General features: G+C 65.3%; 18 protein-coding genes. 7 read left to right on the top strand and 11 right to left on the bottom strand.

The genetic code is table 11. From position 1 onward, the window contains the following. The first annotated feature begins 103 nt into the window (after positions 1-103). Together ASG57_RS16145 and ASG57_RS16140 are read left to right on the top strand one after the other, a co-directional pair. Complete coding sequence (locus tag ASG57_RS16145) at positions 104-1660, top strand: winged helix-turn-helix domain-containing tetratricopeptide repeat protein (RefSeq protein ID WP_024338983.1); 1557 nt, start codon at positions 104-106, stop codon at positions 1658-1660. 89 nt (positions 1661-1749) lie between these two features. After that, on the top strand, positions 1750-3330 hold the full coding sequence (locus ASG57_RS16140) for a GMC family oxidoreductase (protein WP_057196825.1): 1581 nt from the start codon (positions 1750-1752) through the stop codon (positions 3328-3330). Positions 3331-3333: 3 nt separating this feature from the next. Here ASG57_RS16140 and ASG57_RS16135 read toward each other — a convergent pair whose 3' ends face one another. The 4 genes from ASG57_RS16135 to ASG57_RS16120 all read right to left on the bottom strand — a co-directional run bounded on the left by ASG57_RS16135 (position 3334) and on the right by ASG57_RS16120 (position 6346). Then, the gene (locus tag ASG57_RS16135; protein ID WP_057196824.1) at positions 3334-4026 is read right to left on the bottom strand and encodes a hypothetical protein; all 693 of its coding nucleotides are present in this window, start codon (positions 4024-4026) and stop codon (positions 3334-3336) included. Positions 4027-4115: 89 nt separating this feature from the next. Then, positions 4116-4829, bottom strand: coding sequence for a hypothetical protein (locus tag ASG57_RS16130; RefSeq protein ID WP_024338986.1), 714 nt, complete (start codon positions 4827-4829; stop codon positions 4116-4118). A 131-nt stretch (positions 4830-4960) separates the two neighbouring features. Continuing rightward, positions 4961-5209: a hypothetical protein gene (locus ASG57_RS16125; protein WP_024338987.1), complete on the bottom strand. Its 249-nt coding sequence runs from the start codon at positions 5207-5209 to the stop codon at positions 4961-4963. Positions 5210-5377: 168 nt separating this feature from the next. Beyond that, entirely contained in the window at positions 5378-6346 is a 969-nt protein-coding gene (locus ASG57_RS16120) for an NAD(P)H-dependent flavin oxidoreductase (RefSeq protein WP_024338988.1), read from the bottom strand. Positions 6347-6453: 107 nt separating this feature from the next. Here ASG57_RS16120 and ASG57_RS16115 point away from each other — a divergent pair, with 107 nt between their 5' ends. Continuing rightward, positions 6454-8016, top strand: a complete 1563-nt coding sequence (locus tag ASG57_RS16115; RefSeq protein WP_024338989.1) for an AMP-binding protein — start codon at positions 6454-6456, stop codon at positions 8014-8016. A 318-nt stretch (positions 8017-8334) separates the two neighbouring features. On the opposite strand, the gene ASG57_RS16110 is transcribed toward ASG57_RS16115, so the two are convergent. The 7 genes from ASG57_RS16110 to ASG57_RS16080 all read right to left on the bottom strand — a co-directional run bounded on the left by ASG57_RS16110 (position 8335) and on the right by ASG57_RS16080 (position 13909). Then, on the bottom strand, positions 8335-9108 hold the full coding sequence (locus ASG57_RS16110; RefSeq protein ID WP_024338990.1) for a thioesterase family protein: 774 nt from the start codon (positions 9106-9108) through the stop codon (positions 8335-8337). A gap of 22 nt (positions 9109-9130) precedes the next feature. Beyond that, on the bottom strand, positions 9131-10099 hold the full coding sequence (locus ASG57_RS16105) for an NAD(P)H-dependent flavin oxidoreductase (protein WP_024338991.1): 969 nt from the start codon (positions 10097-10099) through the stop codon (positions 9131-9133). A 252-nt stretch (positions 10100-10351) separates the two neighbouring features. Next, positions 10352-11752: an aspartate ammonia-lyase gene (locus ASG57_RS16100; protein ID WP_024338992.1), complete on the bottom strand. Its 1401-nt coding sequence runs from the start codon at positions 11750-11752 to the stop codon at positions 10352-10354. 34 nt (positions 11753-11786) lie between these two features. Further along, complete coding sequence (locus ASG57_RS16095) at positions 11787-12323, bottom strand: hypothetical protein (protein WP_024338993.1); 537 nt, start codon at positions 12321-12323, stop codon at positions 11787-11789. A gap of 47 nt (positions 12324-12370) precedes the next feature. After that, entirely contained in the window at positions 12371-12973 is a 603-nt protein-coding gene (locus ASG57_RS16090; protein WP_080654868.1) for a YqaA family protein, read from the bottom strand. Between the two features lie 45 nt (positions 12974-13018). Continuing rightward, the gene (gene hisE / locus ASG57_RS16085) at positions 13019-13423 is read right to left on the bottom strand and encodes a phosphoribosyl-ATP diphosphatase (protein ID WP_024338995.1); all 405 of its coding nucleotides are present in this window, start codon (positions 13421-13423) and stop codon (positions 13019-13021) included. Positions 13424-13546: 123 nt separating this feature from the next. Next, positions 13547-13909, bottom strand: a complete 363-nt coding sequence (locus ASG57_RS16080; protein ID WP_024338996.1) for a hypothetical protein — start codon at positions 13907-13909, stop codon at positions 13547-13549. A 225-nt stretch (positions 13910-14134) separates the two neighbouring features. Here ASG57_RS16080 and ASG57_RS16075 point away from each other — a divergent pair, with 225 nt between their 5' ends. The 4 genes from ASG57_RS16075 to ASG57_RS16060 all read left to right on the top strand — a co-directional run bounded on the left by ASG57_RS16075 (position 14135) and on the right by ASG57_RS16060 (position 20654). After that, positions 14135-15181: an ABC transporter substrate-binding protein gene (locus ASG57_RS16075; protein WP_024338997.1), complete on the top strand. Its 1047-nt coding sequence runs from the start codon at positions 14135-14137 to the stop codon at positions 15179-15181. An 81-nt stretch (positions 15182-15262) separates the two neighbouring features. Further along, positions 15263-17059: a glucan ABC transporter ATP-binding protein/ permease gene (locus ASG57_RS16070; protein WP_024338998.1), complete on the top strand. Its 1797-nt coding sequence runs from the start codon at positions 15263-15265 to the stop codon at positions 17057-17059. A gap of 188 nt (positions 17060-17247) precedes the next feature. Further along, positions 17248-18777, top strand: coding sequence for a D-alanyl-D-alanine carboxypeptidase family protein (locus ASG57_RS16065; RefSeq protein ID WP_024338999.1), 1530 nt, complete (start codon positions 17248-17250; stop codon positions 18775-18777). 191 nt (positions 18778-18968) lie between these two features. After that, the gene (locus tag ASG57_RS16060; RefSeq protein ID WP_024339000.1) at positions 18969-20654 is read left to right on the top strand and encodes a long-chain fatty acid--CoA ligase; all 1686 of its coding nucleotides are present in this window, start codon (positions 18969-18971) and stop codon (positions 20652-20654) included. Positions 20655-20666: the final 12 nt, after the last annotated feature.

The raw sequence follows: 20666 nt of genomic DNA, 5'->3' as shown, positions 1-20666 counted from the left end.
CAAGGGGCCTCTTCGGCAGACACACGATTTTCGACCCAAATTTCCTTTTGTCATTTTATTCGCGTTATTCGCGTTATTTCGCAATGAGGCCTGAGTTTTCGACGTGCAGTTTCTGTTCCGGGACCACCTTCTCGACACTGACCGGCGCGAGCTGAGCCGCGAGCAGGTTCCCATTGCCGTGGAGCCTCAGGTTTTCGACCTGGTCGTTCACCTCATGCAGAACCGCGACCGGGTCGTCAGCAAGGACGAACTGATCGACAAGATCTGGCACGGGCGCAGCGTCTCCGAATCCACCCTGACCAGCCGGATCAACGCGGCGCGCAAGGCGATCGGCGATGATGGCGCGAGCCAGACGCTGATCCGCACCATCACGCGCAAGGGTTTTCGCTTCGTCGGGGACGTCCAGACACAATCCGCCGCCGTCGCGCCGGAACCGGTCCGTATCGCCCAGCCCCAGGCAGCCTTCGCGCTGCCGGAGCGGCCCGCGATCGCCGTGCTGCCATTCACCAATATGAGCGGCGAGGCCGGGCAGGATTATTTCTCGGACGGCATCAGCGAGGACATCATCACCGCGCTGTCGAAGCTGCGATGGTTCTTCGTGGTCGCGCGCAACTCCTCCTTCGTCTACAAGGGCCGCGCCGTGCACATCCAGGAGGTCGCGCGGGAGCTCGGCGTTCGCTACGTGGTCGAAGGCAGCGTGCGGCGGAGCGGCGAGCGGGTGCGCATTTCGGCCCAGCTCAACGACGTCTCGACCGGCAGCCATCTCTGGGCCGAACGCTACGATCGCGAGCTCGCCGACATCTTCGCCGTGCAGGACGAGATCACCGAGGCGATCGTCGCTGCCATCGAGCCGCAGCTCTACGCAGCCGAAAGTTTCCGAGCCCAGCAGAAGCCGCCGGGCAGCCTGGATGCATGGGACCTCGTGATGCGGGCGCTCTCGCATTATTGGCGCAGCACCCGCGAGGGCAACGCCGCCGCGCAACGACTGCTGGAACAGGCCGTCGCGATCGACCCCGCCTATGGCAAGGCGCTGGGCCTGCTCGCGACCAGCCATATGTTCGGCGCGCATATGGGCTGGGCCGACATGGCGGCGACCATCCCGGTCGCCGAACGCGCGGCGCTCGCGGCGGTGGAGGCCGATCGCGAGGATGCCTGGGCCCATCACGGCCTCGCTTACACCTATCTGTTCCGCCGCCGCTTTGACGACGCGCTGGCAGAATTCGAGTTGGCCTTGAGGCTCAATCCGAACTTCGCAATGGCGCATGCCTTCCACGGCGTGACGCTGTGCTACGCCGGCCGATGGCAGGACGGCGATGCGGCCGCGCGCCGCGCGCTGCGGCTGAGCCCGCGCGACCCGCTTGCGGCGATCTATTGCGGCGTTGCGGCCTATGCCCGGTTCGTCGGCCGCGACTACGAGGGAGCCGCACAGATGGCGCGGGAATCGCTGCGCCAGCGCGCAGATTTCGTCGGCGCGCACCGCGTGCTGACGGCGGCCGCCGGCATGCTCGGCGATCCCGCGCTCGCCGCTTCCGCCCTGGAAAACCTGCGGCGCGCCCAGCCCGAGGTCTCGCTTGAGTGGATCACGCGCGAGTTGCCGATGCTGCGGGATGAGGACCGCACGCATTATCTCGAGGGCCTGCGGCGCGCGGGCATGACGTGACACCGGCGCAATGACGGCGCATCCTCTCCCCTGAAGCACGAATCTTGCAGGCGCCCGCGGCATCAATGTCTGGGCGGAGTGCTCTTCAAATGTACGACACGATCATCGTGGGCGCCGGCTCGGCCGGCTGTGTGCTGGCCAACCGGTTGTCGGCCGATCCGGGCCGGAAGGTGCTGGTGCTCGAGGCCGGTCGTGCCGCCCCGCCCGCCTCGGACATTCCATCCGATTGGCCGACGATGTTCAATACCGCGGTCGATTGGGGCTTTCACACGGAGCCGCAAGCAGGCTGCCGGGGACGTCGAATCTTCTGGCCGCGCGGCAAGATGGTCGGCGGCTCCGGCGCGATGAACGCGATGATCTATATCCGTGGCCTGCCGTCGGACTACGACGGATGGGCGCAGGCGGGCTGCGCAGGCTGGGCCTGGAAGGACGTGCTGCCGAAGTTCATCGCCTTCGAGAACAACGCCCGCTTCGGCGACGATCCTCTCCACGGCACCCGCGGGCCGCTGCACGTCGCCGACGTACCGTTCGTCGATCCCAACGAATTGAAATGGCTGGAGGCAGCGCAGGCCGCGGGGCTCCCGCACAATCCCGATTTCAACGGCGTCACGCAGGAGGGCGCCGGCTTTTTCCAGTTCGTCATCAGGGGCGGCGAGCGTTTCGGCACCGGCAAGGCCTATCTGCGCCCGGCGCTGGCGCGTCCCAATCTCGTCCTCAAGACCAGCGCACACGTCACGCGCATCATCATCGAGCGCGGCCGCGCGATCGGCGTCGCATATCTCGATAATGGGCAGCCGAAGAGCGCATTCGCCGCCGGCGAGATCGTGCTCGCCTCCGGCGCCATCGGCTCGGCGCAACAACTCCTGCTGTCAGGGGTTGGCCCGGCTGACGAATTGAAGCTAACCGGCGTCGAGGTCGTGCATGATTTGCCCGGCGTCGGCAGGGATCTCCAGGATCACATCAACATTCCCATCACCTTCTACACGAAGGAGAGAATCGGCATCGGAGCCTGGACCGAGGAGAGTCTCGCGACGAGCCTTGCGGAATGGCAGGCGCACCGCAGCGGCCCGCGCACCTCGCCCTGGGTCGCCGCCGGCGCCCATGTGCGCAGCCGCCCCGATGTCGAGCCCGATCTCCAGCTCTATGGCGCGATCAGCCCGCACCGCGACTATGTCCGCTTTCTTTCGTCCAAGCCGGGCATCACCCTGCATGCGACCTTGCAGCGGCCGAAGAGCCGCGGCCGGATCACGCTGCGCTCGGCCGACCCTATCGAAGACCCCGCAATCGATCCCGGCTATTTCGCATCGGACCCAAGCGGAAGCGATATCGCAACCATGGTCGAAGGCGTACGCATCAACCGTCGCATCGCCGCGCAGTCGCCGCTCAGGAAGATGATCGAGTGCGAGGTCACACCGAGTGCAGAAGCGATCAACGATGGCGAGATTGCCGATTACATCCGCGGCCATTGCACGACGCTCTATCACGCTGCCTCGACCTGCCGCATGGGCATCGATGATCTGGCCGTCGTCGATCCCAGGCGATTGCAGGTGCGCGGCATCGACGGCCTGCATATCGCCGACGCCTCGGTGATCCCGATCATGATCTCAGGCAACATCCAGACGCCGACGATCCTGATTGCGGAATGCGCAGCCGCGGCGATCCTGGGCTAGGCGCTAATCGTCGTCGGGCCCGAACAACCGAACCTGCGGAAAGCCGCTGCGCGGCCGGTCGGCGTAGTCGCGCGCATCCGAATCTTCGCGGATGTTGCGGGCCACGTCGTCCCAATCGGTGCGGCCGCGGCTGCCGCGCGGCTCGCGGGACTCGTGATAATGTCGGCGCTCGGTCCAGCGCTCCCGGCGCTCGGCTCGGCGCCGCTCGCTCGCCGCGCGCTTCACATCGGAATCCCTTGCCCTGGCATAGGCATTATTCGACGACGACGATGACGGCTCGGTCGAAGCCTGCTGCTCGGCAGGCCTTGCCGCCTGCGGTGCCGATGGCGGCGCCGCCTTGGGCGGCTCGACTGCGGCCGCTTGCGAGGGCTGCGCCGCCGGCGGTCCGTCATTCGCCTGGGTAGATTGCGTATCAGGCTTTGCGGGCTCGGGTTTTGCTTCGGCCTGCGCCGGCGTGGCAATCATCGCGCCGAAGGCTTGCGAGCCGGTGAGATAGTTCACGCGCTCAGAGGGAGCATCCGGTGCCGCCGGCGGGCCGGCAGCCTCCGTACGCTGCGCCATCTTGCTTGTGTCCGGGCCCTGCTTGGGCGCGACCGGATTCATGATGTTGCCGGCAACGATACCGCCGCCAAGACCAATGGCGATGGCCGCGACGATGGTTCCGGCACCGACAAAATAGGCTGTCGAGGCGCGCATTCATCCACTCCCTCTTTGGAGCGGGCAACGCGTGGGGATTGCCAGATGTTCCTGATGGGCTGCGGCTCCTCGAAGAGGAACCGCACGGATCAGATTTGCTGCGCGACCTTCTCGAGCCCGATAAGGCGGGCGAGCTTGCGCACTTCTTCCTTCTGGTCGTCACGGAGCTGGAACAGCAGCGGCATCGCGGCCGATTTCAACTGCTGCACCTCGTCGCAATTCGGATCGATCTGCGCGCTGGGCGGCGCATTCGGATTCGACAACTTGTTCGCCTGGATCTTGCGGGCGACGTTGCGCAGCGCGGTCTCGACGGAAGGCCAGTAATATTCCTGCGACGACGACAGTCTCAGGCGATCCCTGATGCCCGCGATCTGCACGTCGGACAGCAGTGAATAGGACTTCTGCGGCTGCGGCTTGGCGACAGCCTTCGGCTTGGCCGGAACTTCGACGGCAGGAACCTCCGTCACGGCGGGCGCTTCGTGAGCGCTCCGCTTCGGCATCGGGAAATCGGAGGGCGTAGCCGCCGCAAAGGCCTGGCGGAGCGGCTCGGCCAGCACGGGCGCCTGCGAAAGCTTGTCGGCGGCCACCTGGACCGGCTCAATCGCGGCCGAAGCCAGCGCAAGCGTCGGAATCAGACGATCGGCCTTGGCGGCGCGGTTGGTCGCAGGCGGCTTGGCCGGGGGCGTCTGGGCGATCATCTCGGCGCTGACGCTTGGAACACTGTCGCGACCGAGAATGGCGGTTGTGGCGGCGCCGAGAACCAGGAAACAGGTCAGCACGACGATGGTGATGGCTTTGGACAAACGTCTCTCCGCGCCCAGCTTCAAGTCCACGTGATCAGTGCCCGGAAACTGGGCGGTAATTAAGGCTTAACCGTGCCGTTGCGGCGGCAATCGCGCGGACTGCGGCGACATCGGCCGGAAAACTCAGTCAATCAGGCGGCGGCCGCCAGCTCGTAGGCGTCCTGGATGTCGGCGACGATCTCGGAGGCCTCCCAGACCGCACGCGGCTCGACCGATTGCAGCGTCACCGTCCAGTTGCCGCCCCTGCGGGTGCGAGGGACGCTGACGATGTCGAAACGGACGTTGCGGCAGAGCGGGTGCCGGGCCAGGGCGTGAGCAACGCGGATGCGGATTTCGTCCATCGTCGCGGACGTCTTGCTGTTGAGATAATCGAAGTCCATCGCCTGTCCCTCTCGTCCCGATTGGCGGCCGTAAGAGGGATTCTTGGCGGGCGATGGTTAATCCGCCGTTAAATGAGGGGAGCGGAAGAGCGCGGGACTAACGTGATCTCGGCGCTGAGCTTGCCATATCCTCATACCGGGCTTGGCTCGGCCATCCCACTGACAGGATCACCTGCCGCCGCGCGCGTCACGATACTCGGCGAGCGTCCGCCCGATGAGATCGTCGACCGCGAGCACATCCGTCACCCCCGATACGGAGTGCCCGGCGCTCCAGATGTCACGCCAGCGCTTTGGCCGGTTCTCGCGTGCGGCAACGTCGATGTCCTTGGCGATGTCGATCGCACCGCGCGCCGGCAGATCGTCCGGATCAAGCCCGGCGGCGACGATCGACGGCCTCAGCATGCTGGTCTGCAAGCCCGTGAACGCGGTGGTGAGCAGGATGTCGTCGGCGCTACTCTCGACCAGCATCCGCTTGTAACGGTCATCCGCCATGCTCTCGCGCGTCGCGATGAACTTCGTGCCCATATAGGCGAGATCGCAGCCAAGCACCTCCGCGGCGTGCAGCGCATGGCCATCGCTGATGCCGCCCGCCATCACGATGATGCCGTCGTAGAATGCGCGCACCGCGCGGACGAAGGCGAATGGATTAAGCCAGCCGGTCTGGCCGCCGGCGCCGGCACTCAGCAGCACCAGCCCGTCGGCACCAGCTTCGGCCGCGCGTTCGGCGTGGCGTATCGAAGCGACATCCGCGAGCACCAGTGCGCCCGCGTCATGCAGCGGCTTCAGCACCGGCGCGGGCGAGCCGACCGAGGTGATGACGATCTCCGGCTGGTGCCGCAGCAGCACCGCGAGATCCTGCTCCAGGCGCGTATTGGAGCGGTGCACGATCAGGTTCGGACAGAGCGGTGCGGCCTTCCGGCCGGTTTGATCTTCGTGCTGCCGCAACCGCGCCGCGATCCCGGCGAGCCATTCATCGAGTTGTTCCGTGTTACGGCAATTCGCGGTGGGAAAACTGCCGGTCACCCCATTGCGGCAACATGCGGCCATGAGCTCGACGCCCGACACCAGAAACATCGGCGCCGCGATCAGAGGCAGGGCGAGACGATCGCCGAAGCGGTGCAGTCGATCCGATGGCATGCATGCCTCCCTGCGCGGGCTTTGTCGTTTCCTCCCGCAGTCTCTGTGCTAGCGTCATCAGCAACATTGGCACGCCAGAAGCCGGTGACAAAGCAACGAGGAAACATATGTCTGATCGGCTCCACGCATCCCCTCCAGCTTGTGCGCAGACGCTACGGGCGCTGTCGCGCTATCCGGATCGTATCGCGTTCGCCTGGCCTGGGGGATCACTGAGCTATCAGGGCACCATCGACCTGATCGGGCGGATCCAGGGCGTGTTCATGCGGCTCGGCTTGCAGCCCGGCGCGCGTGTCGCCTTCCTGACCGCGAACCGCGCCGACACCTGGTGCGCCGGTGTCGCGGCGCAATTGGCCCGGCTCTGCATCACCTGGCTGCATCCGCTGGGATCGCTGGAGGACCAGCTGTTTCAGCTCGAGGATTCCGAGGCCGAGATGCTGGTGGTCGACGCCGCCGCCTTCCGCGATCGCGGCGGCGAGCTCGCTGCGAGGGCGGCCCGGCTGAAGGCGGTCTTCACCATGGGACCGGCCGGCTACGGCGCCGATCTGCTGGCCGCGATCGAAGATGCCGGACATGCGAGCCCGCTGTGCCTCGCCGGCCCCGACGATCTCGCCACACTGAACTATACCGGCGGCACCACAGGCAAATCCAAGGGCGCGCTGCGCTATCACCGCGAGAACGCCGGCGCCGCCGGCGCGATCCTGGCCGACTTCGAGATCCCCGAGGCTGCGCGCTATCTTACTGTCGCGCCGATCAGCCACGTCGCCGGCACGAAGGTGCTGCCGACCCTGATGCGCGGCGGCACCGTGCACATGCTGAAAGGTTTCGATCCCGAAGCCGTGCTGGCCACGATCGCGCGCGAACGCATCAACTTCACGCTGTTCGTTCCGACCATGATCTATGTGCTGCTCGATCAGCCGGCGCTGGGCAGGACCGACCTCTCCTCGCTCGAGCTCGTGCTCTATGGCGCTTCCGCGATGTCGCCGAGCCGGCTTCTCGAAGGCATCGAGCGGATCGGACCGGTGTTCTCGCAGCTCTACGGCCAGACCGAATGCTACCCGGTCTCGGTGCTGCGCAAGGCCGACCACGATCCCAAGCAGCCGGAGTTGTTCCTGTCCTGCGGCTTCCCCATCGCGGCATGCGAAGTCAAGATCCTCGACGATAAGGACGAGGAAGTGAAAACGGGCGAGGCCGGCGAGATCTGCGTGCGCGCACCGCACGTCATGGCGGAGTACTGGAAGCGCCCGGATATCACCGCCGAGACGCTGAAGAATGGCTGGGTCCATACCGGCGACATCGCGCGCAGGGACGAGCGCGGCTACATGTTCATCCTGGACCGCAAGAAGGACATGATCGTCACCGGCGGCTTCAACATCTTCCCGCGCGAGGTCGAGGACGTGCTGTCGCAACATGCCGACGTCGCCATGGTCGCAGTGGTCGGTATCCCCGACGAGAAATGGGGCGAGGCCGTCACCGCCATCGTCGTGCCGCGTGAAGGCGCAAGGCCCGATCCGGATGAGCTGATCAACCTGGTGAAGACGCGGAAAGGCTCGGCGCATGCGCCGAAGCAGATACAGTTCGTCAAGCAGCTGCCGATGACCGGCGTCGGCAAAGTCGACAAGAAGGTGCTGCGCGCGGGCTTCTGGAGCGGGCGGGACCGGATGGTGGGATAAAACCCGGAATTCTACGGTGTCGTTGTGGCCCAGACACCACAACGCGCAACGGAGTGGGTGGCGGTGCGGCCCACGCAATTGCCGGCGAATCAGGGAATCACCTAGACCGCTGATGGGGCTGGGAAGCGGAGAGTGAGATGAGAGTCGCTTCCCTGGAAAGTGCAGTCGCCGCGATCACCTTGATCACGGCTATCATCGTGGTGCTGTGGGGGATCAAGATCTTCTACGGAATGTGAACAGGCAGGATGGCGAGCATCCCTTCCGCGGCGGCGGAAGTCTGCCGTTCAAATCGGCTCCCGGCGGCCATGTCGCCCACCATCACCGTTTCTCGATGACGAGGCTCTGCATCGCGCGGCCGAAATAGCCCTGCCGGTCCGCAAGCCGCGACATCGCGAGGCCCGCTCCGTCCGGACCAATCCAGGATTCACCGTCGAGCAGGATCCATTCGCCCACTGGCTGGCGCGACAGGCTCACGGTGAGATCGGCGTTGATGTAGGTCCAGGCGCGAAAGTCGAGCGTTGAAGCGGTGCCGTTGGAAAAGTCGGCGGCGACCACGGCGCGCATCGCCTGGGATACAGCCTCGCCTTCGACCAGCGGATGGTCGAGGCGAAACCAGATCGCGCCGGGGCCGGCCTTGCCGAATCGGCCGAGCGCGGCGCGCATCGAGACCATGCCGGCGAACGGGCTGGTCGCGCCATGCCCGTCCTCGACCAGCGAATCCTCTGGTGACGGCAGCGTGACGGGCAGATCCTTGACCTCGTCCGGCAGCGCCTGCGTCTGGCGTCTGATCTTTAGCACGGTGGCCCCGACCACCTGCACGCCCTCGGCCAGCAGCTTGATCTCGCAGAGCTGGATCTTGCGGCCCTCGCGCAGGACCTCGCTTTCAATCGTCAGCGGCGCCACCGGCACCGGGCGCATCAGATCGATTGTCACGCGCGCGACATCCATTGGCGCCGGTGCAGGGATGCGCTCCGCCGCCCACGTCACCAGTGCCGACGGTGCCGAGCCGTGCTGCATGCGGCGGTCCCACGGGCCCGCGGCCTCCGGGCTGGTGAGGACGCTATTGCCGTCGACGCGGTAAATGGCGGGCATGGCGAGCGCGATCTCGAAGCGATCACAACGGCGGATCGATCGCTTCGTCATACTCCTTCTTGAAACGCGCGATCAGCTCGGCCGCCGGCACGACCTTGTCGATGCTGCCGATGCCCTGGCCCGAGCCCCAGATCTCCTTCCAGGCCTTCGGCTTGGCGCGCTCGCCGGAGGCGTCGGTGCCGAAATTCATCTTGGAGGGGTCGGAGGTCGGCAGATTGTCGGGATCCATGCCGGCCGCGACGATCGAGGGCTTGAGGTAGTTGCCGTGCACGCCGGTGAACAGGTTGGAATAGACGATATCGTCGGCGCTCGAGCCTGCGATCATCTCCTTGTACTTTTCGACCGCGTTGGCTTCCTTGGTCGCGATGAAGGCCGAGCCGATATAGGCGAAGTCGGCCCCCAGGATGCGTGCGGCGCGGATCGCCTTGCCGTTGCCGATGGCGCCCGACAGCGCGATCGGTCCGTCGAACCACCTTCGTGTCTCGGCAACGAAGGCCAGCGGCGAGATGGTGCCGGCATGGCCGCCCGCGCCGGCTGCCACCAGGATCAGGCCGTCGGCGCCCTTCTCGATCGCCTTGTGCGCGAATTTCTGATTGATCACGTCGTGGAAGACGATGCCGCCCCAGCCGTGCACGGCCTGGTTCAGCTCCTCGCGCGCCCCCAGCGACGAGATGATCATCGGCACCTTGTACTTGGCGCAGAGCTGCATGTCGTGGTCGAGCCTGTTGTTCGACTTGTGCACGATCTGGTTGACCGCGAACGGCGCCGACGGCCTGTCGGGATGGGCGCGGTCATAGGCCGCGAGCTCCTCGGTGATCCGCGCCAGCCACTCGTCGAGCAGCTCCGGCGGCCGTGCGTTCAGCGCCGGAAACGAACCGACCACACCCGCCTTGCACTGCGCGATCACCAGATCGGGCACCGAGATGATGAAGAGCGGCGAGCCGATCACCGGGATCGACAGGCGTCCCTTGAACAAGGCAGGCATGGACATTGCGGAGCGATCCTCTCTTGGCGCTGAAATCGAAGGTTGGCCGTCATACCAACAAGGCAATCTTTCCACTGTCAAGTATTGCGTTTTGACGCCGCGGCGGGTTGGGGCCGGTGCAATTCCAAGCAGCGGAATTCGGCCCCGTCATTGCGAGCGAAGCGAAGCAATCCAGACTGTCTCCGCGGAAAGATTCTGGATTGCTTCGTCGCAAGTGCTCCTCGCAATGACGTGGAGGGAGCGGCGGATTGCGAACACTTACCCGATCAAATCCGGATTGATCAGCCGCTCGAACGAGAACATCTCGTCCCACTTCTCCTGGGTCAAAAGCTTGCGCTCGACCACGACGATCTGGTGCAGCGACTTGCCGCTTCTGTAGCCCTCGCGTGCGATCTCGGCGCAAAGCTTGTAGCCGAGCAGCGGCTTCAGCACCGTGACGATGCCGAGCGAGTTCAGCACGATGTTGCGGGTGTGCTCCTCGTTGGCGGTGATGCCGACGACGCAGTTCTCGCGCAGGCTGTTCACCGCGCGCTCCATGGTGCGGATCGAGAAGAACAGCGCGAACGATATCACCGGCTCCATCACGTTGAGCTGGAGCTGGCCTGCCGAGGCCGCAAGCGTCACCGTCGTGTCGAGACCGATGACGAGGAAGCTGGTCTGGTTCACGACCTCGGGGATGACGGGATTGACCTTGCCGGGCATGATCGAGGAGCCGGGCTGCAGCTGAGGCAGGTTGATCTCGTTGAAGCCGGCGCGGGGACCCGAAGCGAGCAGGCGGATGTCGTTGCAGATCTTCGTCAGCTTGCTGGCCGTGCGCTTGAGGACGCCGGACAGCTGCACATAGGCCCCGGTGTCGGAGGTCGCTTCGACCAGATCGCCGGCAAGCACGAAGTCTACGCCGGTGAGCTCACCGAGGTGCCGGACCGCCAGCTGGGGATAGCCGACGGCCGCGGTCACGGAGGTGCCGATCGCCGTGGCGCCGAGATTGATCTCGCGCAGCAGAGCACGCGCTTCCGAGATGCGCTCGACCTCCTCGCCGATGGTGGTGCCCCAGCCCCTGAACTCCGCGCCGAGCGACATCGGCACCGCATCCTGCAGATGCGTGCGGCCCATCTTCAGCACGCGGTCGAATTCGCGGCCCTTGGCGAAGAAGGCCTCCTGGAGCTGGCGCAACGCCGTCATGTAGCTCTCGAGCCGCAGGATCAACGCCAGGCGAAAGGCCGTCGGATAGGTGTCGTTGGTCGACTGGCCGTAATTGACGTGATCGTTGGGGCTGACGTGCTGGTAGTCGCCCTTGGCAAAGCCGAGCGATTCCAGCGCGAGATTGGCGATCACCTCATTGGCGTTCATGTTGGTGGAGGTGCCGGCGCCGCCCTGGATGAAGTCCGTGACGAACTGGTCCATCATGTCCCCGGCGATAACGCGGTCACAGCCGAGGATGATGGCGTCCGCGACCTTGGCATCGATCGCGCCGAGATCGCGATTGGCCATGGCGGCGGCCTTCTTGACGTAGCCAAGCGCCTTCACGAAGTAAGGCTCCTGGTTCATCGGAATGCCGGTGATGTGGAAGTTCTCCTTACCCCGGATGGTCTGGACGCCGTAGTAGATGTCGTCGGCGATCTCACGCTGTCCGAGGAAGTCCTGCTCCGTCCGGCTCATGGGCGCTCCTTGTTGCTTACGCGCAAGGCCCACGTCAGTTCAGGCACAGCGCGCTGGTCACGAACGTGTCGGTACGGCAATCGTCCGGCTTGCGCGGCCGTCCCGGAATCAGGACCTTGGCCGAGCATTTTTCGGCGGAATCGGCATTCAGGCTCTTGCCTTCCTTGTAGCCCTTGCTCTGGCAGAGCTGGTCGGCCGCCTGCTTGCAGTCGGGCGCTCCGTTCGAGGAGGCCGGGCAGGCGATGCGGCCCGACACCATGGTCGAGGGCTTGGCCAGCCGCGACAGATCGTTCATGGTCTCGCTCGGGCTTTTGATCGGCGGCAGGATCGAGGGCAGCTTCTCGAACAGCTTGCCCATTTCATTGATCAACCCGGAATTTTCCCCAGGCGCCGGTGACACGGATGGCGCAGGGGACGACGGCGCTGGCGCGGCCCGAATATCCTGCCCCTGGATCCCGAGCGCAGGCGGGGCGGATTGCGTCTGCCCCGTCCCGCCGCCGAGCAGGAGCAGCAGCGCCGCTGACATCAACGTTCCGAACCACACGGCCGGATTGCCGGATCGAACCATCATGATGGCAACCGTAGCCGAAGCCGGCGCGGCGGCAAAGCGCCGCGGCTCTAGATCAGCTTGATGGCAATGACGAAGCCGAGCACCAGCACGATGGCGCCCAGCGCAACCCACAATCCGAGATGCCGTTCGATCCTGACCCGGATCCAATCGCCATAGCGGTTGAGCAGGATCGCGACCACGAAGAAGCGTCCGCCGCGCGCGACGATCGAGCACAGGATGAACAGGATGATGTTGTAGCCGGCGAAGCCCGAGGTGATGGTGACGAGCTTGTACGGGATCGGCGTCAGCCCCTTGAGCAGGATGATCACCGCGCCCCATTCCGCATAGGAGGCGCGGAAGGCGTCGACCTTGTCGGCGAGGCCGTAGACCTGGATCAGCCATTGGCCGACCGAGTCGAACAGCAGCGCGCCGATGGCATAGCCGACGATGCCGCCGAGCACCGAGGTGACGGTGCAGACCGCGGCATAGAGCCAGGCGCGCTGCGGACGCGCCAGGGACATCGGAATGAGCATCACATCCGGCGGGACCGGAAAGAAGGAGCTTTCGGCAAAGGACACGATGCCCATGATCCAGAGCGCGTAGGGCTTGTGGGCGGCGTCGATACACCAGTCGTAGATACGTTTCAGCATGGCGCCGCGATGAAGCACCATGGGACGGATTTGTCCATGCCAGGATTGAGGCGAATGATGAGGATTCTAGTGGCGCTTGCGCGCGCCGCGGCCCTCGAGCGCGACAATTGGCCGCCTGGCAGCAACACGTGGTGACGCGACTTTGGGCAGCTTCATCGGTGATTTCGGCAGCTTCTCGGCAATGCCGAGCAGGTCTTCGCGCCGGGTCATCTCGCGCCAGACGTCCTCGGGACGTACCCCGGCCGAGGCCCACAGCACCGTGAGATTGTAGAGCAAGTCGGCGCTTTCCCGGATCACGGCCTCGCTGTCGCCATTGACCGCGTCGATGACGACTTCGATGGCCTCTTCGGCCAGCTTCTTCGCCATTTTGGACGGCCCGCGCTGAAACAGCCGCGCCGTGCGCGACGTTGCCGGATCAAGGTCTCTGGCCGCGAGCACAGCCAGATATAGCCGCTCAAGCGAATCACTCATGGTACTCGAAACTACTCTAAACAAATGGCGGGCGTGTTAACGCACGACAAGAAAAGCGGAAAACGGGCCGGCGCGGCAAGCGCGACGGCCTCTTGTTCGGGGCAGGTCCCCGTCGCCCGCCGCTCAGTAGCAGGTCGAAATGTAGCCTTGGCCGCCCCGCGCAGACTGGTAGGGGCCGCCGCAACGATGGAACGGGCGCGGGCCAATATAGGAGTCGCCGCCGTAGTAGACGGGACCGTCGGCGTAGTAGACCGGGCCGCCATAATAGGGAGCATCGTAGGCGTAGGCGTTCCGAGTGGCGGCGATCGCAAGGCCGGTGCCGACGGCGCCGGCAATGGCCGCGCCAGCAAGAGCAGCGCCACCCCCGCCATGCCAATGGCGACCGCCCGCAAACGACGCGGTGGGGGCGACGGTGCTCAGCGCCAGCACGGCAGCGGTTGCGAGAATGGCCTTGCGGCCGGCAAGCTTCGAAAATCTGTCGAACATGTTCCGGACCCTCCTTGGGGCTGAATGGGTGCCTCTAGACAGGCTCATGTCTTTCAAACCCGCACCACCCAAATTGGGTTCCCCGACCCCAACAGAAGCTGAACGGGGTTGCGTAACGATGCCGCAACGCCGCTCATCCGCCGTTCATGTTGGCGCGCGCACGGTCGTCGCCGGCCGGCGCTGCAAGCGTCACGAAATCACAACAATGCGGGACCGGCGCAACTGATGTCAGGACTCAAGACCGCCCTTCACGGCCTCCTCGCTCTTTCGATCTCGCTTGCAGCACTGATTGCAAGCGATCTCAGCGCGGCCGAGGCCACCACGCCCTCCGTTGCGATCCACTTCACCTTCGACCGGGCGCCGGACGCGAGCATGGCGCCGTTCTTCCTGGCGGCGAAGGACGGCAGGTTCGGCGCCGAGCGTCTCAACGTGTCCTTCAACAGCGCAAGCGGATCGCAGGAAGCGCTCGCGCGCGTTGCCAAGGGCGACAGCGAGCTTGCGCTCGTCGACATCAATGAGCTGATCCGCTTTCGAGACAAGCAAGACGCCGCGCCGGTCAAGGCGGTGTTCGCGCTGTTCAACCGCACGCCTTACGCGATCATCGCGCGCAGGAGCCGCGGCATCCAGGTGCTGCCCGATCTCGACGGCAAGACCGTGGGCGTTGCCGATGGGGATCTGTCAATGCGGCTATGGCCGGCGCTGGCGCAACAGAACGGCATCAAGGCATCGCGCGTCAAATTCCACAAGATCAGTGCGGCGGTGCGCGAGCCGATCCTGTCCGCGGGACAGGTCGATGCTGTCGCCGGCTTGAGTTATCTCTCGGCGGTGAACCTGCGCGATCGCGGCGTCCCCGGAGCCGATCTCGTCGTGCTGCGCTTTGCGGACTATGGCTGCGAGGCCTATGGCTTTGCCGTGGCGGTCAATCCCGTTTTCGCCGCAGCAAAGCCGGCCGCCGTGAAGGGCTTCGTCCGTGCCTTGATGGCTGGCGTCAGCGCCACCGTCAGGGAGCCGGAACGTGCGGCGGAGGAGGCGGCGAGCCGCATCGACGGCGGCGACCGCAACCTCGAGCTGGAGCGCCTGCGCGCGGTCCTCGTCGACAACATCCTGACCGAGGAAGTCAGACGCAACGGCCTCGGCGGCGTCGAGCCGGCGCGCCTGGAGAGCTCGATCGATCAGATCGCGCAGGACTTCAAGTTCCGCAAGCGGCCCGCGGCGGGCGATATCTTCGACGATCAATACCTGCCGCCGGCGGCGGAGCGGACGATCAACTGAGCCAAACCGAAGCTGGCGCTGTATCTCGGGGCGTTCCCTGCTTAGAATGTGGGCCCCGTCGCCGCCGAGTCCCTCGCCCGAATGTCCATCCTCCGTCTCTACACCCGCGTTCTCGAATTGCTCGGCAGCGAGGCACGGCTGGGCTGGCTGCTCGCGGTCGCCAATCTCCTGCTCGCAGGGTCGCAATTCGCCGAGCCGGTGCTGTTCGGCCGGATCGTCGACGTGCTCTCGGGCAAGACCGTGGCGGGCTCCAACTCGGCCTGGCCCTTCCTGGCCGCCTGGGTCGCGTTCGGACTCTTCACCATCGCCTGCAGCGCGCTCGTTGCCTGGCAAGCCGACCGGCTCTCGCACCGCCAGCGCCAGGCCGTGCTGACTGACTATTTCGAGCACATCCTGCAACTGCCCCTGACCTTCCATTCCGGCACCCATTCCGGACGGCTGATGAAGGTCATGCTCAACGGCACGGATGCGCTGTGGCGGCTCTGGCTCGGGTTCTTCCGCGAGCACTTTGCCGCAATCCTCTCGGTCGTGGTCCTGCTGCCGCTGTCGCTCTACCTGAACTGGCGGCTCGCGATTCTGCTGTTCGTGCTCTGCATCGTCTTCACTGCGCTCACCACTTTCGTGGTGCGCAAGACCTTCGGCATGCAGATGGAGGTCGAGGAACGCTACAGCGAGCTCTCCGCGCGCGCCTCGGACGCACTCGGCAACGTCGCGCTGGTGCAGAGTTTCGTGCGCGTCGAGTCCGAGGTGAAGGGGCTGCGTTCCGTCGCCGACGAGCTGCTGGCCGCGCAGATGCCGGTGCTGTCGTGGTGGGCGCTGGTCACGGTGATCACGCGCGCCTCCACCACCATCACGGTGCTCGCGATCTTCACGTTCGGCATCGCGCTGCACGACCGGGGATTGACGTCGGTCGGCGAGATCGTGATGTTCGTGAGCTTCGCGACGATGCTGATCCAGAAGCTCGAGCAGGTCGTCAGCTTCATCAACAGCGTGTTCATGGAAGCTCCGCGCCTGCGCGAATTCTTCAATGTGCTCGACGCGGTGCCCGCGGTGCACGACCGGCCGGATGCAATCGACGCCGGCAGGCTGTCGGGCCTCGTCGAGTTCAACGACGTCACGTTCTCCTACGACGGCAAGCGGCCGGCGATCGAGGACCTCACTTTCACCGCGCTGCCCGGCCAGACCATTGCGCTGGTCGGTCCGACCGGCGCCGGCAAGTCGACCGCCATTGCGCTGTTGCATCGCGCCTTCGACCCTCAGTCCGGCGTCATCAAGGTCGACGGCATGGATGTGCGCGGCGTCACGCTGACCTCGCTGCGGCGAAACATCGGCGTCGTGTTCCAGGAAGCGTTGCTGTTCAACCGCTCGATCGCGGAGAATCTGCGCGTCGGCAAGCCGGACGCGACCGAGGCCGAGATGCGCAAGGCGGCGGAGCGCGCCCAGGCGCTCGAATTCATCGAGCGCAGCGGCGGCTTCGAGACCAATGCCGGCGAGCGCGGCCGTATGCTTTCCGGTGGCGAGCGCCAGCGCCTGTCCATCGCCCGGGCGCTGCTGAAGGATCCGCCGATCCTGATCCTGGATGAAGCCACCAGCGCGCTCGACGCCGTCACCGAAACCAAGGTGAATGCCGCTCTCGACGAAGTGATGAAGGGCCGCACCACCTTCGTGATCGCCCACCGTCTTTCGACCATCCGCAATGCGACCCGCATTCTGGTGTTCGAGAACGGACGCGTGATCGAAAATGGAACTTTCGATGAACTCGTGGCCAAAGGCGGCCATTTCGCCGCGCTCGCCAGGGCCCAGTTCATGGTGCAGGAGAGCACACGGGCCGGCGTGACGGCGGCCGAGACTGCTGCGACGGCTTCCGAATCACCCTAGCAAGCCCTCACAGCATCGTCGAAATTCGGCCTATTTCATCGCGGAATACCGCACCAATCCCCCTATTCTCGACGCATCAGGCGGTATAGGTTTGCGACGCCGCAAGCGGCGGCGCTGGATCTCAAAACCGAACATCAGATCACGAGACCCGCCCCCCGGGCGGATCTCCAAGGACCGGAAATCGGATAGTGCACGCCCTTCGCCCGCTGCTTCGCAGATCGCTGTTCAACCTGTTCGCCGCGGGCATCGCATGTACCGCATTGCTCGCGCCGCGCGCGGCAAGTGCCGAAGCGCTGCTGCTGATCGAGGCAGACAGCGGCAAGGTGTTGCAAGCGGACAACGCGACCATTCCCTGGTACCCCGCTTCCGTCACCAAGATCATGACCGCCTACGTGACCTTGAGGGCGGTCAAGGACGGCAGGCTCACGCTGGACTCGCTGCTCACGGTGTCGCCGGTTGCAGCCTCGCAATCGCCCTCGAAGATGGGCTTCCCGCCGGGAACGCAGGTCACGGTCGACAACGCGCTGAAGATGATGATGGTCAAGTCTGCGAACGACATGGCCGTGGTCCTCGCCGAAGGCGTCGGCGGCTCGGTCGACGGCTTCTCCGCGATCATGAACGACACCGCCCGGAAGCTCGGCATGACGCAGACGAGCTACGTCAATCCGAACGGCCTGCCCGCCGACGGCCAGATCACGTCGGCGCGCGATCTCGGCATTCTGGCGCGCGCGTTCCTGCGGGATCTTCCGGAATACGAATACTTCGTGCACATCCCGGCAATCCGCTTCGGCAAGCGCGTCACCGGCAATTTCAACAAGCTGATCGGCCGCTATCCCGGCGCCGACGGTTTCAAGACCGGGTTCATCTGCGCCTCCGGATATAATCTCGTGGCATCAGCGACGCGCAACGGGCGCCGGCTGATCGCGGTGGTGCTCGGCGCCAGTTCCGGCACCGCGCGCGCCGTGAAGGCTGCGCAGCTGCTGGAGCGCGGCTTCACTCAGGACAATCTCACCTGGCTGAGGCCCTCGCTCGGCACCGTCGACAATCTCGTGCCCGTCGACGCCACGCCACCGAACCTGCGCGACGAGATGTGCGGTCCGCACCGCAAGCGGCCGGCCAGCGACGACGACGGTGCACTGATTGCCGCCAATGGCGGAGCGCCCGGATCGGCCTCGGCCACCGGCGGCGAGGCCCAGGTCACGTTCTTCACGGCAGGTCTGCAGCCGCCGCTGATGAGAGCCTCCGAGCTGATGGCCTCGGCCCCGACGCCAACCGAGCCCGTGCTGGTCTATACGGGCCCGACCCGCACCGGCACGGCGCTGATCGCCGCAGTCGCGGCTGACGCCGACAAGCAGGCAGCGTCGAAACCACGCGGCAAGAAGTCGCGCGTCGCCAACAAGCCCAAGGATGGAGGCAAGGACGGAGGCAAGGACGCCGGCAAGGACACCAAGACGGCGGCGACGAAGCCGGATACCAAGCTCAAGCCCGAAGCCAGATCTGAAGCCAAGTCCGAAGCGAAGAGCGGCGCCAAGGGTGACACCAAGGGTGACACCAAGGCCGCAGCCAAGCCGGCAGCGCCCAAGCATGCCGCAACCAAGCAGGATGCGGCGGCGAAGCCCGCCGAGAAGCCTGCGGCGAGCGATCAGGCGGCGAAGCCTGCCAAGCCCAAGGCCGCGACGAAGCCCGCCGCTGCCGCCAAGCCGGCCAACAACAGTTAACGCCGCCCAGAAATAAAAACCGCAGGCTGCCTCGCACCCGCGCAGCTACGGTTTGTGACGATTCCAGTAGCGACGCCCCGACCTTTGCCCTAAGCCACAACGGCTTGCCACCCGTTCCGGCAGGCTGGATACTGGCGGCAATGAGGCAAGCCCGAGACACAACGGGCTCTGGTCAATGAGGGGAGTCTTCCATGGAGCGCATCTGGCTCAAACAATATCCGCCCGGCGTGCCTGCCGATATCGAGCCGACCCAATATGCATCGCTGGTCGACCTGCTGGAGGAGAGCTTCACCAAGTTCGCCGACCGCAAGGCATTCATCTGCATGGACAAGTCGATCAGCTATCGCGACCTCGACCAGATGTCGGTTGCGCTCGCTGCCTACCTGCAGGGCCGTGGACTCCAGCGCGGCGCCCGCGTCGCGATCATGATGCCGAACGTCCTGCAATACCCGGTCGCGACCGCTGCCGTGCTGCGCGCCGGATATGCTGTCGTGAACGTCAACCCGCTTTACACCCCGCGCGAGCTCGAGCACCAGCTCAAGGATTCGGGCGCCGAAGCCATTATCGTGCTGGAGAACTTCGCGCACACGGTCGAGCAGGTGATCGCGAAGACGCAGGTCAAGCACGTCATCGTCGCCAGCATGGGCGACCTGCTCGGCTTCAAGGGCGTGATCGTCAACCTCGTCGTCCGCCGCATCAAGAAGATGGTACCGGCTTGGTCGCTGCCTGGCTCCGTGTCCTTCAATGACGCGGTCTCGGCCGGCCGCGGCATGACCTTCAACAAGCCGAAGCTGTCGCCGGGCGACGTCGCCTTCCTGCAATATACCGGCGGCACCACCGGCCTCTCCAAGGGCGCCACCCTGCTCCACCGCAACATCGTCGCCAACGTCTTGCAGAACGACGCCTGGCTCCAGCCGGCGCTCGCGGCGCCGCCGCATGTCGATCAGCTCATGGTCGTGTGCGCGCTGCCGCTCTATCACATCTTCGCGCTCACGGCCTGCTACCTGCTCGCGGTACGCGCCGGCGGCTGCAATCTCCTGATCCCCAACCCGCGCGACATTCCCGGATTCATCAAGGAGCTGGCGAAATACCAGGTCAACAGCTTCCCGGCCGTGAACACGCTCTACAACGGGCTGATGCAGCACCCCGATTTCAAGAAGCTCGATTTCACCAAGCTCAAGATCTCCAACGGCGGCGGCATGGCGGTGCAGCGCCCCGTCGCTGACCAGTGGAAGGCGATCACCGGTTGCTTCATCGCCGAAGGCTACGGCCTGTCGGAGACCTCGCCGACCCTGACCTGCAATCCCGCGACCGCGACCGAGTTTTCGGGATCGATCGGCATTCCCGTGCCCTCGACCTGGATCTCGATCCGCGACGATGATGGCAACGAAGTCCCGCTCGGTCAGCCCGGCGAGATCTGCGCCAAGGGTCCGCAGGTGATGTCGGGCTACTGGAACAGGCCCGACGAGACCGCCAAGGTCATGACGGCGGACGGCTATTTCCGCACCGGCGACATCGGCATCATGGACGAGCGGGGCTACACCAAGATCGTGGACCGCAAGAAGGACATGATCCTGGTCTCCGGCTTCAACGTCTATCCGAACGAGATCGAGGAAGTGATCGCGAGCCATCCGGGCGTGCTCGAATGCGCCGTCATCGGCATCCCTGATTCCAAGTCGGGTGAGGCGGTGAAGGCCTTCGTGGTGAAGAAGGACCCGAACCTCACTGCCGAGGCGGTGATCAAGTTCTGTCACGAGCAGCTCACCGGCTACAAGGTGCCCAAGCACATCGAATTCCGCAACGACCTGCCGAAAACCAACGTCGGCAAGATCCTGCGCCGGCAGCTCCGCGACGAGAAGAAGGCGGAGGCGGCGTAAGTCTGCCCTCCG

Source organism: Bradyrhizobium sp. Leaf396 (assembly GCF_001424605.1).
GTDB lineage: Bacteria > Pseudomonadota > Alphaproteobacteria > Rhizobiales > Xanthobacteraceae > Bradyrhizobium > Bradyrhizobium japonicum_C.
The sequence above is the reverse complement of the archived record's forward strand: the minus strand, read 5'-3'. Positions and strand labels throughout refer to the sequence as shown.